General features: G+C 70.7%; 13 protein-coding genes and 1 pseudogene. 5 read left to right on the top strand and 9 right to left on the bottom strand.

All coding sequences use genetic code 11. From position 1 onward, the window contains the following. Positions 1-364: 364 nt before the first annotated feature. From B9H04_RS11180 to B9H04_RS19205, 6 genes are all read right to left on the bottom strand, one after another. On the bottom strand, positions 365-1,546 hold the full coding sequence (locus B9H04_RS11180) for a LeuA family protein (protein ID WP_455583598.1): 1,182 nt from the start codon (positions 1,544-1,546) through the stop codon (positions 365-367). A gap of 371 nt (positions 1,547-1,917) precedes the next feature. Then, positions 1,918-2,670 (bottom strand): ABC transporter ATP-binding protein, encoded by a 753-nt coding sequence (locus B9H04_RS11175; RefSeq protein WP_049929882.1) that lies wholly within the window; start codon positions 2,668-2,670, stop codon positions 1,918-1,920. Then, positions 2,654-3,523 (bottom strand): ABC transporter permease, encoded by an 870-nt coding sequence (locus B9H04_RS11170; RefSeq protein ID WP_049929883.1) that lies wholly within the window; start codon positions 3,521-3,523, stop codon positions 2,654-2,656. Before B9H04_RS11170 ends, B9H04_RS11175 begins: the two co-directional genes overlap by 17 nt. A 1-nt stretch (position 3,524) precedes the next feature. After that, positions 3,525-4,502 carry an aliphatic sulfonate ABC transporter substrate-binding protein gene (locus B9H04_RS11165; RefSeq protein WP_049929884.1) on the bottom strand — a complete coding sequence of 326 codons (978 nt, stop codon included), beginning with the start codon at positions 4,500-4,502 and terminating at the stop codon, positions 3,525-3,527. A gap of 299 nt (positions 4,503-4,801) precedes the next feature. Continuing rightward, the gene (locus tag B9H04_RS11160) at positions 4,802-5,080 is read right to left on the bottom strand and encodes a DUF7111 family protein (RefSeq protein WP_049929885.1); all 279 of its coding nucleotides are present in this window, start codon (positions 5,078-5,080) and stop codon (positions 4,802-4,804) included. Between the two features lie 273 nt (positions 5,081-5,353). Continuing rightward, the gene (locus tag B9H04_RS19205) at positions 5,354-5,503 is read right to left on the bottom strand and encodes a carboxymuconolactone decarboxylase family protein (protein WP_248648637.1); all 150 of its coding nucleotides are present in this window, start codon (positions 5,501-5,503) and stop codon (positions 5,354-5,356) included. Positions 5,504-5,720: 217 nt separating this feature from the next. On the opposite strand from B9H04_RS19205, the gene B9H04_RS11150 reads away from it, so the two are divergent. The 3 genes from B9H04_RS11150 to B9H04_RS11140 all read left to right on the top strand — a co-directional run bounded on the left by B9H04_RS11150 (position 5,721) and on the right by B9H04_RS11140 (position 8,294). Continuing rightward, on the top strand, positions 5,721-6,650 hold the full coding sequence (locus B9H04_RS11150; protein ID WP_049929886.1) for a 1,4-dihydroxy-2-naphthoate polyprenyltransferase: 930 nt from the start codon (positions 5,721-5,723) through the stop codon (positions 6,648-6,650). Further along, positions 6,647-7,765: a mandelate racemase/muconate lactonizing enzyme family protein gene (locus B9H04_RS11145; RefSeq protein ID WP_049929887.1), complete on the top strand. Its 1,119-nt coding sequence runs from the start codon at positions 6,647-6,649 to the stop codon at positions 7,763-7,765. The genes B9H04_RS11150 and B9H04_RS11145 overlap by 4 nt, the downstream gene beginning before the upstream one ends. Before the next feature lie 73 nt (positions 7,766-7,838). Further along, entirely contained in the window at positions 7,839-8,294 is a 456-nt protein-coding gene (locus B9H04_RS11140) for a DUF5799 family protein (protein WP_049929888.1), read from the top strand. 39 nt (positions 8,295-8,333) lie between these two features. Here B9H04_RS11140 and B9H04_RS18715 read toward each other — a convergent pair whose 3' ends face one another. Continuing rightward, positions 8,334-8,483 (bottom strand): DUF7557 family protein, encoded by a 150-nt coding sequence (locus tag B9H04_RS18715; protein WP_169514827.1) that lies wholly within the window; start codon positions 8,481-8,483, stop codon positions 8,334-8,336. A gap of 95 nt (positions 8,484-8,578) precedes the next feature. Then, entirely contained in the window at positions 8,579-10,729 is a 2,151-nt protein-coding gene (locus B9H04_RS11135) for a hypothetical protein (protein ID WP_049929889.1), read from the bottom strand. 145 nt (positions 10,730-10,874) lie between these two features. Between B9H04_RS11135 and B9H04_RS11130 the strand changes: the two genes are divergently transcribed. After that, on the top strand, positions 10,875-11,924 hold the full coding sequence (locus B9H04_RS11130) for a phosphotransferase family protein (protein WP_085682708.1): 1,050 nt from the start codon (positions 10,875-10,877) through the stop codon (positions 11,922-11,924). A 24-nt stretch (positions 11,925-11,948) separates the two neighbouring features. Here B9H04_RS11130 and B9H04_RS11125 read toward each other — a convergent pair whose 3' ends face one another. Beyond that, complete coding sequence (locus B9H04_RS11125) at positions 11,949-12,746, bottom strand: aldo/keto reductase (protein ID WP_049929891.1); 798 nt, start codon at positions 12,744-12,746, stop codon at positions 11,949-11,951. A gap of 130 nt (positions 12,747-12,876) precedes the next feature. Here B9H04_RS11125 and B9H04_RS11120 point away from each other — a divergent pair. Further along, a pseudogene (locus tag B9H04_RS11120) lies at positions 12,877-13,223 on the top strand (transcriptional regulator TbsP domain-containing protein); the annotation flags it as partial.

The following is a 13,223-nucleotide window of genomic DNA, read 5'->3' as shown; positions in this document are numbered from 1 at the left end:
GGTTGGTGTGGCATCTGGTGGGTCGTCGTGTGGGTCGCTGCGAACGCGCGACGGGCGGGCCCGCGCCGCGTCCCTCGGGGGCGCGGCTTCGCGCGTCGAGAACGGCTCGGCCGCCGACGTTCGGCGGCGCGTCGCGTCGGTGAGGAAGGGGTAATGTAGGGGCTTATACCCCTACAATGATCGGCGCGACGGCTCCGGACGCGGTAGCGCGTTCCGCGAGCGCGGTGTGCCGTCGCATCTCGCCCGAAGCAACGCGGCCGGGGTATAAATTCCTGTCGGGCGTCCGGAGCGGAACGCCGTCGGGACTGCTCCCGCGACCGCCCTCGCGGTCGCGCGGGGGGCGCTCCGGTCGGGGAGTGGGTCATCAGACCCGGACCTCCTCCTCGCGCGTGACGTTCGCCTCCTCGGCGAACCGCTCGACGTCGCCCGCGGTCACCTGCCGCTTGCCGGCGCCGTACTCCTTGACCCGCTTCGTGATCGTCCGGACCTCGGAGTCGGTCGGGTCGAAGCCGGCCTCCACCAAGTGCTTGCGCACGCTGTGGGTGCCGGTGTGTTTGCCCAGCACGAACTCGCGTTCGGCCCCGACCATCTCCGGGGTCATCACGCCGGTCTCGAACGTGTCGCTGTTCTCGATGACGCCGGCGGCGTGGATGCCCGACTCGTGGGCGAACGCGTTCCGCCCCGTGATCGGCTTGTTCGCGGGCACCGGGATGTCCGAGGCCTCCTCGACGACCCGGGCCAGCTTGGTGATCTGGGTCGTGTCGATACCGGTGTCGACGCCGTACACCGACTCGACGGCCATGACGACCTCCTCGTAGGCCGCGTTGCCGGCGCGCTCGCCGATGCCGTTGACCGACACCTGCGCCTGCTCCGCGCCGTTCTCGAAGCCCGCGACGGCGTTGGCCGCGGCCATCCCGAAGTCGTCGTGGGTGTGGACATCGACGCGGGCGTCGGTGGCCTCGACGACGGCGTTCACCGTCTCGCCGAAGCTGGTCGGCATCCCGACGCCGCAGGTGTCGGGGATGTTGATCCAGTCGGTGCCGGCGTCGGAGACGGCCTCGACGATGTCGATCAGGTAGTCCGGGTCCGTTCGAGTGGCGTCCATCGGCGAGAACATACACTCGACGCCGGCGTCTTTCACCTTCTCGACCGCGTCGACCGCGCGCCCCTTCGCCTCCTCGCGGGTCGCGTGCATCGAGTCCTCCAGCTGGACGTCGCTGGTGGAGACGAACACGTGGACCATCTCGACGCCGGAGTCGATGGCGGCGTCGATGTCGCCGTCGACGACCCGGGCCAGTCCGCAGACGGTGGTGTCCGTCGCGGCGGCGATGTCGCTGACGGCCTCGAACTCCGCGTCCGAGTTGACCGGGAACCCCGCCTCGATGACGTGGGTGTCCATGTCGTCCAGCGTCGCCGCTATGCGGCGTTTCTCGTCGTAGCTGAACGATGTCCGTGGTGACTGTTCTCCGTCTCGCAGGGTCGTGTCGAAGATCCTGACAGGACCGATATCGACGTTAGAAGCTATCGTGCCCTGGAAGAACTCGATCCGCCGGGGTGTCCGACGAAGCCTCCGTGATGTCTGTCATCGATTCACGACAAGACGGTCGAGTACTTAATCGTTTGGACAATCGCAAAATCGGTGCGGACCGGCAGTTCGGAGCCGAAGAGCCGAAGAGCAGTAGATCGCATGACTGCGGCGGTGTCAATACACCTTAAGGAGGTAATACACACACCGGGGATCCGGCACGTATTCCGATTCGGAAGTCAGTTAATAAGTGGTCTCGACGTTCGTTTCGTTCGTACTGCGGGCGGCCGGCGGTTCACGCGCGAGACGAGTCAGCGAGTCTCACGGCGCTATCTCCACCGTGATCGGCGGTCGGTCCGCACCGATATCCGGGTCGACCGGCGGACGCGCCGCTACCGACCGAGCGCGTCGGTCACCTCGCGCCGGAGCGCGACGAGGTCGGGGTCCGCCCGCTCGCGGGGCCGGTCGATTTCGACATCGACGACCGACGCCACCCTCCCGGGCTGCCCGCCGAGCACGACGACGCGGTCCGCGAGGTAGACGGCCTCCTCCACGTCGTGCGTGACGAGGACGACGGTCGTCCCGCGCGCGTCCCAGACGTCGAGCAGGTGGTCCTGCTGGTCCGCCTTCGTCAGCCGGTCGAGCGCGGAGAACGGCTCGTCGAGCAGCAGCACGGCGGGGTCGTAGGCGAGCCCCCTCGCGAGCGACACGCGCTGAGCCATCCCGCCGGAGAGCTCGTCCGGGCGGCTCCCGGCGAACCCGTCGAGCCCGACCGTCTCGATCAGGTCGTCGACGCGCTCGCGAGCCGCCGGGGTGTCCGGGTCGACGTCGGCCGGGAGTCCGACGGCGACGTTCTCCCGGACGTCCGCCCAGTCGAGCAGCCGCGGTTCCTGGAACACCATCCCGACGGCGTCGCTGCCCCCCTCCCTGACGTCCGCGCCGTCGACGGCGACGCGCCCGGCGAACTCGGCTTCGAGTCCGGAGAGCACGCGGAGCAGCGTCGACTTCCCGCACCCGGAGGGGCCGACGACCGCGACGAACTCGCCGTCCGCGACCGCGAGGTCGACGCCGTCGAGCGCGACCGTGTCCCCGTACCGCTTCCGGAGGTCGTCCACCGCGAGGACGGGGTCAGCGTCCGACGACACGGTCTCTCACCTCTCTGACCGCGACGTCCGAGCAGTTGCCGAGGAACGCGAACAGCAGGATCGACCCCACGATGATGTCGGGCCGCGCGAGGGTCCGCCCGTCGCTCAGCAGGAATCCGATGCCCTGACTCGCCGCGATCAGCTCGGCGGCGACGACGAACATCCACGCCAGTCCGACGCCGCCGCGGATCCCAACGAGCAGGTCCGGGAGCGCGGCCGGGAACACGACCCGGCGCAGCGACTCGACGCGCCCGAGGTCGTACACCTCGGCGACCTCCAACAGCTCCTCGTCGACCGCGGCGATGCCGGTCGAGAGGTTGAGGTACACCGGGAAGAACGCGCCGACAGCGATGAGCAGCACCTTCGCGCTTTCGCCGATGCCGAACCAGAGGAGGAACAGCGGCACCCACGCCAGCGACGGGATGTTCTTCAGGCTCTGGAGGAGCGGGTCGAGGAGGTCGCTCGCGGTCCGCGAGAGCCCGGTGGCGGTCCCGAAGACGGTTCCGACGACGATGCCGAGGCCGGCACCGAGAACGACGCGCTGGACCGTGATCGCGACGTGGCCCCACAGCTCGCCGGTGGCGGCCATCCCGTAGAGCGTCTCCGCCACGCGCAGCGGGGTCGGCAGCTGGTACGCCGCGATGATCCCGGTCGCGACGACGAGGTGCCAGACGACGACGAGCGCGGCGGGGACGAGCAGCCCGAGCAGGGGTCGGAACCGGCTGGCGGCGGGGAGGGGAACCGGGCCGAGGCTGCGAGACTCGGCGCCGCCGGCCGACCCGCCGGCCGTCGACCCACGGCCGGAGTCGGAGTCGCGGGACACCCCGGACTCCCGGCGGGTGTCGGCGGCCATCTCAGACGACCTCGCTCGCGAACTCGGAGTCGATCAGGTCGTCGACGTTGCCGGCGGGGTCGGCGTCGTCGGTCACGAGCCCCTCGCGTTCGAGAATCGGCGAGAGGTCCGCGAGCAGTTCGCGGTGGGGCTCGCCCGGGATCGGCTCCGAGAGGTCGTTCCGCTGGGTGAACACGCGCTCCGCGACCGGCTCGGACATCTCGGAGGCGTCGGCGAGGATCCCGGCGGTCGCCGTCGGGTTCCCGATCGCCCACTCGCGGCCCCGCTCGTAGGCCTCGATCACGCGACGCGCGTCCTCGGGCCGGTCGGCGAGGAACCCGTCGAGGAAGTTCAGGAACCCGTACGTGTTGTACCGCGGCTCGCGGAAGAACAGCTCCGCGCCGTCGTGTTCGAGCTCCAACTCGGCCATGTGCGGGTCGAGTCCGGCCCACGCGTCGACCTCTCCCCGGACGAGAGCGGACTGTCCCTCGGGGTGCTGGAGGTTGACGACCTCGACGTCCTCCTCGCTCAGCCCGGCGTCGTCGAGCGCCTGAAGCAGGAAGAAGTACGGGTCCGTCCCGCGGGTGGCGGCGACGCGGCTCCCTTCGAGGTCTTCGACCGATTCGATCCCGGTCTCCTCGAACGTGACGAGCGCCGTCCACTCCGGCTCCGAATAGACGTACGGCGTCGTTATCGGCACGCCGTTCGTGCGGGCCATCAGCGCCGCGATTCCGGCGGTCGAGGAGACGTCGGCCTCGCCGCTCTGGGCGTACTCGTTCGCTTGGTTGCTCCCGAGGCTCAACACCCACTCGACGTCGGTTCCGGTGTCGGCGAACGCCGCTTCGAGCCACCCCTTCTCGCGCAACACGAGACTGACCGGGTTGTAGTACGCGTAATCGACCGTCACTGTGCCCGAGTCGCCGCCTCCGCCCGCGCAGCCGGCGAGCAGCGAACCGCCGATCGCCGCGCCGGTGCCGCGGAGGAACTGTCTTCGCTCCATCGTACCTCCGCATACCGGTGCCACTCATAAGCCAATATGGCTATGGAGAATATTCAATTGCGTCTATGATGTTTTGGAGTTATTCATCGCCGGGTCGTGCGTCGTGGTGGCACGGGCGTCGACGGTCGCGACACGGATGCTGACGGGCGGACGGGCGCTTTCGACAGATGGGCGATCGGGAACGGAGCCGCTCGTCTCGCGTTCCGGGTCCCGGATCATGCTGCCGGTTGCTCGCGCTGTCCGCTCGGGGGAGATCAGAGAACGACGGCGGCAGCGTGCCGAGAGAGTCGGCGTTCCGGCTACATCCCCATATCGGCGGCGGCGCCCGGCACCGGGAGGTCTGGGACGGCGGCGCCGAGCAGCTCGGCCGCGTGGTCGAGCGCCATGTCGAACCCGTAGTAGCGCTCCAGTTCGTCGCCGTCCGGGCCGGTCCGGACCTTCAACATCGCGTATCCGTCGGCGTTCTGCGCGACGGTCGCCTCCCGACCGTCCCGCGAGAAGGTGAGCCGTCGCTCGCCGTCGGTCTCCTCGTACCGCGCCTCGATGCCGTTCGCCGACGCGGCCTCCGTGTCGGTCATACAGGCGTTACGGGCCGGTCCCTGTCGAACCTGTCGGTCGCCGAGACCGGGCGATCGGTCGCGAGCCGTCCGGTGCCGTGGCCCCGGTGCCGGGCGGCCTGCGGCCGCGGAGCTAGCGCGGGTCCCACCCGTTGAACTCGCTCCCCGACTCCAGTTCGGGGTCGAACGCGTCGATGACGCCGCCGAGCGTGTCGTACCCTCGGCGACCGCGGCGATGTCGACGATCGCTTCGTCGTCGGTCCCGACCCCGCGGGCGATGGTGCCGCGTTGGTGCTACTCGTACCGGTTGCCGATCTCGCCCGATACCGACAAGATGACCAGTTCACGCTCCCGTTCGGTGAGCCGGCTGTCGGTCCACAGCGACTCGGGGAACGACCAGAGGCCGGCGAGCACCGCGGGGTTGTTGCCGAGCGACCGGCACACGTGAAGCGGTTCCCCTGAAGCGACGACCCCGAGAGCTCCCCGTACTCGTCCGGCACGTCAGACGCCTCTGCGTAGGGAACGCGGGCCATGGCGAAGGGCTCGCACCCGCGAGGCATAGGTGTACGCCACTCGGTACCGTTCGCTGCGACCGGTTCGGGCCGGTTCGCGGGGATCCGCGATAGCAAGCTTAAGGGACGCCACGCGCCAATCAGCGGCAATGAGTACCGAGGTGACCCGTCGGCGCGCGTGGGTTATCGCCGCTCGGCCGCAGACGCTCCCTGCCGCGGCCGCGCCGGTGATCGTCGGCGTCGGGCTCGCGCTCGCCGACGGGGTGTTCGCCCCGCTGCCCGCGCTCGCGGCGCTCGTCGGCGCGGCGCTGATCCAGGTCGGCACGAACTTCGCGAACGACTACTACGACGCGATCCAAGGGGCGGACACCGACGACCGCGAGGGGTTCACGCGCGTCGTCGCCAGCGGCCTCATCGAGCCGGCCGAGGTGAAGCGGGCGATGTGGCTCACCTTCGCGGCCGCGATCCTCGTGGGGACCTACCTCGTCGCCGTCGGCGGCGTCCCCATCCTCGTGATCGGGCTCGCCTCCGTGGCGGCCGGGATCGCCTACACCGGCGGGCCGTACCCCCTCGGCTACCACGGGCTCGGCGACCTCTTCGTGTTCGTCTTCTTCGGCGTGATCGCGGTGACGGGGACCTACTACGTTCAGGCCGCCGCGCTGCTCGCAGGGTGGTTCCCGGCGGGGCCCCCGGAGGGCACCGTCGCGCTCGCGGCGGTGGTCGCGAGCCTCCCGATCGCCGCGCTGTCGACAAACATCCTCGTCGTCAACAACCTCCGCGACCGCGAGGAGGACGCCTCGACGGGCAAGCGCACCCTCGCCGTCCGGTTCGGCTACCGGTTCGCTCGCGCCGAGTACCTCGGGCTGCTCGCCGTCGCGTACCTCGTCCCCGTCTGGTTCGCCGCGCGCGGCGACGGGCTCGCGACGCTGCTCCCGCTCGTCACTCTCCCGCTCGCGGCGACCGTCGCGCGGACGGTGCTCACCGAGACCTCGGGCGAGGCGCTCAACCCCGCGTTAGAGTCGACCGGCAAACTGCTCGCGGCGTACGCCGTCGCGTTCGCCGTCGGGTTGGCGGTGTGACCGACGACGACCCTCGCGGCGAGGCCTCGGTCACGGTCGTGCGCCACCGCCCGTTCGCGCTCGACCTGACCCGACCGCTCGGAACCGCACGCGGCGAGATCCGTCGCCGGGAAGGGTTCGTGATCACGGCTAGACGCGGCGGCGACGAGTCAGGCGCGGTCGGCCTCGGCGAGGCGACTCCGCTCCCGGGGTGGACGGAGTCGCGCGACGCCTGCGCGGCGGCGCTCGGCGACCTCGAAGCCGGGAACATGTCCGAACCGGTCCCGGGAGTGCCGGACGCGGAATCGACGCCAGCCGCGCGACACGGCGTCTCGCTCGCGCTCGCCGACGCCGCAGCTCGCGACGCGGGACAGCCGCTCGCGGAGCAACTCGCCGTCGAGGCCGGCGTGACCGCGACGCCCGCTGACGCCGTCCCGGTCAACGCGACCGTCGGGGACGGCGGGCCGGCGGAGACCGCCGCCGAGGCGACGCGTGCGGTCGAGGAGGGGTTCGACTGCCTGAAGCTGAAGGTCGGCGCCCGCGACGTCGACGCCGACGTCGAGCGCCTCCGCGCGGTCCGCGACGCGGTCGGCGACCGGGTCGCGCTCCGGGCCGACGCGAACGGGGCGTGGGACCGGGAGACGGCGCGTCACGCGCTCGGCGCGCTGGCGGCGTTCGACCTCGCGTACGTCGAGCAGCCGCTCCCGGCGGACGACCTCGGCGGGCTGGCGGAACTTCGCCGCGACGGTGGCGGCGAGCGGGTCCCGATCGCCGCCGACGAGTCGGTCGCGGTCCACGGGGTCGACGCCGTCCTCGAAGCGGACGCTGCCGACGCGGTCGTCCTCAAGCCGATGGCGCTCGGCGGCCCCGACCGCGCGCTGGCGGCCGCGCTACGGGCGCGGTCGGCCGGCGTCGACCCGGTGGTCACCACCACGATCGACGCGGTCGTCGCGCGGACGGCCGCCGTCCACGTGGCGGCCGCGGTCCCCGAGGTGTCGCCCTGCGGGCTCGCGACCGGGACGCTGCTCGACGAGGACCTCGCCCCCGATCCCTCTCCGGTCGCAGAGGGCGCGGTCGCCGTGCCGTTGGGACCCGGACTCGCGGGCGCCGCGTTCGACGATCTCCGGCGGTCGTGAGCGCGCCCCGTCGGCGTCCGCACCCTGACGCGAGGGGGACGGACTTTTCACCGCGACCGGCGAACGGAGTCGCATGAGCGAGTGGACCGACGCCATCGTCGGCGAGCGGATGACCGTCGACAACCAGTTCAACGAGCGCGTCGCCGCGTCGCGCTTCTCCAGCCAGGAGTGGGGCCTGATCATGACGGCCACCGATCTGGAGATCGAGAACGCCGACGACCCCGACGCCGCCCGCGTCGTCGCGGACACGTCGAACCTCCCCGCGATCATGCCGGAACTGGAGAACCTCCGGTCGCAGATGGCGGGGATGGGCGGCGCTCCCGGCGGCGACTCCGGCGGGTCCGGCGGGGGCGTGGTCGACTCGATTAAGGGCGCACTCGGGCTCGGCGGCGGGGGCGGATCCGGCGGTCCCTCGGACGAGGAGCTGGAGGCCGCAGAGCGGCTCGTTCAGGAGTACGCCGACGAGCTACAGGCGCACCTCGAGGAAGTCGGGAAGTGGGAACAGGTCCGCCTCGCGTATCAGGAGTAGTCGACGGCCGGGTTCGGGGGACCCGTCCGCCCTGCGGCCTCAGTCGAGATCGCTACCGCGGAACAGCGTGAGCTCCTCCGCCTCGTAGATGTTGATCAGTTCGGTCACGATCTCGTCGTACTCCTCGTCGTCGACCCGGAGGGAGTCGAGTCGCTCGACCGTCTCCTCGTCAAGGTGGACTTGGGGCATACGCGGCGGTTCGTCGTCCGGAGGATAAAAAATATCGGCGGGTGGAAGATGCTGAGGACAATCGTTAAACATCTGTGGGCGGTCACCGAGCGAAATCACTCGTGAGACTGACACTCGTCATCGATCGCCGTCCGCTCTGGAGATTCCGAGCCCCTATCGGCCGAGAGGGCCTGTCGAGCCGACTTCTCAACGTCTTTAACCGTGAGATCGGTAGTCGGAGGAATGAACCGTCCGTTGAGGAACAGTACGGTGTCGGGTTCGATCGACCACTCGGCCACCGTCTCAGAGGAGAGGGCCGGTCGCTCCGTCGGATCGCGTCCGACGAGTCGCGTCTTCTCGTCGAAGCAGTCGTAAACGATCTGATACTCCGCCCCGAACCACGAGAGGGGGGAAAGCACCGTTCGCCAAGTGACGCGGTGTTCAGAATCGGTCGCTGATTCGACGAAGGCGAGCCTGGGCGTCGGAGGGTTCGGGGGCATCACGTTCGTAGAACCGTTGCCCGCGAAACGGACCGGCGGCCGACCGGGAAGCGGTAGCGTGGCGAGGGACGTGTCGAGCGGGAGGCCCGCCGCGGCGAGCAGTTCGACCGCGGTTCGGATCCGTTCGGCGGGGATGCGACCGTCGATCACCGCGGCCCCGGTGCCGCCGCGCCGGACCGCGTCGACGCCGGCGGCGACGCGCCAGCTTCCCTCGAAGACGCTGACGACCGGAGCCGATCGATCGTCCGCCGTCGAGTCGTGAGGGAAGTCGACGGGAGCGCCGTTGGCGACCGGGACGCCGCCGTCGAGGGGGAGGTCGCAGTACAACAGGTCTACCGACGGGTCCGACAGCGCGTCCGCGACGACGTCTGCGGTCGGCGTTTCGAGTACCGAGAGGGCCCCGACGCCCGCGGGGAGCGACGGGCTGGTGAGCGCCTCGCGCAGTCGCCGCGCCCGCTCCGGGGATCGGATGAGGAACGTGACGGACGCTTCTCCGGGGTCCGGTGGAGTTCGCCGTAGCTGGTGTTCGTACGCCGCCGGGAGCGCCGCGGCGGTCCACGCCGGTATCGGATCCGAATCCGGGTCCGGTGCCGAGCCGCCTTCGCGTGAGGGGAGCGGATGACTGCCGCTCGGCCGGTCTGCCGTCGTGAGTCCGACCGGGTCTCCCGAGCGCATCCGCCCGGCGGAACCGCGGACTCGGACCGGTGCGACAACGTGCGCGAGGTGGGGCAGGAGCTCCGCACCGGCGGGATCGGGACGGAGTATCGCCTCCGTCGACCAGTTGGGAGCGTAGGGCTCGACGGTTCCCGGGTCGACCTCCAGGTACTCCATCACCCGCTCGCTCAGCGAGAGGCCGTCCAGATTCGGCGGGTAAAACGGGAGCTGCGGCCCCACCTGCTCGTACTCCTTCCTGTCGGAGAGCGTGTAGCCGTCGGTCCGCACGAGCGTGTCGAGGAAGAACCACGTCCGCAGTAGTTCACCGACTCGTTCTTCGAGTCCGCGACCGTCGGCGGGAAGCCGCTCCGTGTACCCGGTGTCGAGCCGGACGGCCGGTTCCTCGCCGACCGTCATCCGTGCGCCGAGGTAGTAGGCGAGCGTCGAGAGACGGTACACGTCGGCGTACGTCGGTCGGACGACGACCTCGACGCCCGTGTCGGGGACGGTCAACGGGCTCGGAATATCGAGTGACTCGCCTCGCCGGATTCGGGGCGGATACCCTCGCAGGGTCGGCCAGGATCGCTCCGCGGAGAACTCCCGGATCGACGACCCCAACACCGACACCGCCGCCGCGAGCGCCTCCGGGTCGTCGGGGACGGTGATCGTCGCCTCCGGGCGAGTGTGAAGCGACCGCGCCCCGAGGGTGATCGTCGCCGGACGGGCGAGCGCGATTTCGATCGGTTCGGGGCCTTCGGCCCCGCTGACGGAGAGTTCCGCGTCTTCGACTCTAACGAACGCCTTCGTCACGCCCGTGATTTCGATACAGTACGATCCTCGCGGGAATTCCGCCTGGTCGTTGGGACGCCCAACGAACTCGCCCTCGTCGTCGCGGACGACGATCGACGTGTACTCCGGCACGGCGAGCGACTCCGCCTCGAAACTGACCGCCCTGTCGACCGGAAGCGGAAAGAGCTCGGGAAGCGCCGGGAAGAGATCCGGCTCGCGGTCCGCCCGAAGCCGCATCTCCTCGCCCTCGATCACGTCGCGGACGGTGAGCGTCGTCGCGTCGACATCGAACGCGATACGCCCGTCCGGTGACCCGTCTTCCACGAGTTTATTATCTTTCACCAACACGTATGAGGGCATCGATAATCACGCGGTAACAGGATTCTGAAACGTGTTCCGAGATTTTACGTGGCACGGTCATCCCTGTCCTGACAACAATGTTAACACGGGGCCGTGCGGAACGGAACGCATGAACGGCACCGGATCGGAACCGATCGACCGCGCGCTCGCCGCGGCGTTTCCGGACCGCGAGGTCGACCGGCTGACCGGCGTCGGCCCCTCGTGGAACGGCGCCAACGAGACGGTCGGCGTCGCCTTCGCGGACGGCTCCTGGGCATTCCTCAAAGTCGCGCTCGCCGACGAGAGCCACCGGCTCACCCGGGAGCGCGCCGTGCTCCGATACGTCGGAGCGCACGCCCTCCTCCCGGTCCCCGAGGTGCTGGCGGCCGATCCGGACGGGGACCCGGCGTACCTCGCGACGGCGCCGGCGCCCGGCCGAGGGCTGCTGGGCGTCTACGAGGCGGCGAGCGGCGACGAGCGCGAGCGACTGCTCCGCCGCGTCGGGCGCGCGCTCGCCGCGCTCCACGCCGACCGGTTCGCGAGCCACGGGGAGATCGTCGGCGCGGGGGCGGAGCGCGGGAGCGCGGCGGAAGGAGCGGCGACCGCGGGACCCGACGCGCAGACCGGGCTCGCGATCGAGTTCGCGCCGTGGACGGACGTGCTGCTCGCGACGGTCAAGCGGACGCGCGAGATCGGCACCTCGGAGCGGCTCGCCGACCACTACGACGCCGTCGTCGACTGCGTGCGCGCGAACCGGGACCTGCTCGACGGCGCGCCGGCGGCGCTGCTCCACGGCGACATCACGAAGCCGAACCTCTTCGTGACGGCCGAAGGGGACGGGGCGGACGCTACCGACGGCCCGGGCGTCGCGGCGATCGGCTGGGAGCTGTCGCACGTCGGCGACCCGGCTCGGGACCTGGTGCGCGCGGAGGACCAGCTGCTCAACGGGTTCGACTCGACCGGCCCGGAACGGTTCGCCGCGGCCCTCCGCGAGGGATACCGCGAGCGCGCCGGGGGGCTTCCCGAGGGGTTCGAACGGCGGCGCCCCGTCTACGCGGTCGTCAGAATGCTCGGACGCTCGGGATTCATCGATCAGTGGGTACCGTACCTCGACGAGCCCCTCGATGCCTTGGTCGATCGGGCGGACGCCGAGCTGCGGGCGCGGCTCGACGCGGTCTGATCGCGGTGTCAGCCGGCCGCCCCGTCAGCGGTTCCACGCCGCGTCGTCGGGGTCGATCTGACGTTCCCCCGGATCGAGCGCATCGATCTCATCGAGGTCCTCGTCGGGCAGGTCGACGTCGACTGCGCGCAGGTTCTCCCGCAGGTGGTCGCCTCGCCCCTTCGGGATCGGCACGATACCGCGATCGAGCGCCCACGCGAGCGCGACGACCGCCGGCGAGAGGTCGTTTCGCTCGGCGATTTCGAGGATCGCCGGATCATCGAGGATCTCCCCGCGGCCGAGCGGGGAGTACCCCACGAGCCGGTGGTCGAACTCGTCGGCGAGGGCGCGCAGTTCCGGCTGCCGGAGTCGCGGGTGACACTCGACTTGGTGGGCCGCGATCGGCGCGTCGAGGATCTCGCGGGCCTCGCGCAGCAGATCGGGCGTGAAGTTCGAGACGCCGACGTGGTCGGTCACCCCCTCATCGCGGAGTTCGTCGAACGCGGGCAGCGTGGTCTCCGCGTCGTACGCTCGGATCGGCCAGTGGACGTACAGGAGGTCGACGCGGTCGAGGCCGAGCCGATCCAGGCTCGCCCGCGCCGTCTCGCGGACGTCGTCGGGCGCGAGGTTCTCGGGGTGGACCTTCGTCGCGACGACCACGTCGTCGCGATCGACGTCGCTCGCGGCGATCCCCTCGCCGACCGCCGCCTCGTTGTCGTACATCTGCGCGGTGTCGACGTGACGGTAGCCGGCGTCCAGCGCCGCGGCGACGGTGTCGGTACAGGTCTCGGGGTCGTCGAGCCCGGACGTTCCGAGCCCGATCGACAGGTCGAGCGGTGGCACGCGTTCGCGTTCCGGCCGCCGGGTGAAAAAGGCGCGCGAGCCGGCACGTCACGATCCCGCAGTTCCGTGCGCGTCCCGTGCGCTTGTCGCGCCCCGCACCCTTAATCCGTCGCGCCCGTAGGACGGGTCGATGGCGACCGGACCCGCGCTCCCCTCGACCCCGGATCCGCTCCCGCTGGGCGCGCTCTCCGACCCGATCCTCGTCGACCCCGGACCGCGACTGCTCCGCGCGGTCGTCGAGGCGTACCGGGAGGCCGCCCCGGCGCTCGTCGAGCCGAGCGTCGCGGAGCTTGCCGGTGAGGCGCACGGGGAGGGCGGGGAGGGAGACCGCGACCCGTCCGGTCTCCCGCCGCTGAACGTGTTCGCAGGCGAGCCCGCAGTCGACGCCATGACCGCCGGGTTCCGGCCTGCGAGCCGGCTCGCGGCGCTCTTCGACGCCGACGCGATCGACCTCCGGGTCCTCGACACGCCGCAGCC

Origin of the sequence: Halorubrum ezzemoulense DSM 17463, assembly GCF_002114285.1 — an archaeon.
In the GTDB taxonomy this organism is placed as follows: Archaea; Halobacteriota; Halobacteria; order Halobacteriales; family Haloferacaceae; genus Halorubrum; species Halorubrum ezzemoulense.
Note: the sequence above shows the minus strand (reverse complement) of the source record. Positions and strands in the feature narration are given on the sequence as shown.

Coding starts and splice junctions, on each gene's coding strand:
- B9H04_RS11150 (WP_049929886.1), top strand. CDS start 5,721: ATGAGTACCGAGGTGACCCGTCGGCGCGCGTGGGTTATCGCCGCTCGG.
- B9H04_RS11165 (WP_049929884.1), bottom strand. CDS start 4,502: ATGGAGCGAAGACAGTTCCTCCGCGGCACCGGCGCGGCGATCGGCGGT.
- B9H04_RS18715 (WP_169514827.1), bottom strand. CDS start 8,483: ATGCCCCAAGTCCACCTTGACGAGGAGACGGTCGAGCGACTCGACTCC.
- B9H04_RS11130 (WP_085682708.1), top strand. CDS start 10,875: ATGAACGGCACCGGATCGGAACCGATCGACCGCGCGCTCGCCGCGGCG.
- B9H04_RS11160 (WP_049929885.1), bottom strand. CDS start 5,080: ATGACCGACACGGAGGCCGCGTCGGCGAACGGCATCGAGGCGCGGTAC.
- B9H04_RS11140 (WP_049929888.1), top strand. CDS start 7,839: ATGAGCGAGTGGACCGACGCCATCGTCGGCGAGCGGATGACCGTCGAC.
- B9H04_RS11170 (WP_049929883.1), bottom strand. CDS start 3,523: ATGGCCGCCGACACCCGCCGGGAGTCCGGGGTGTCCCGCGACTCCGAC.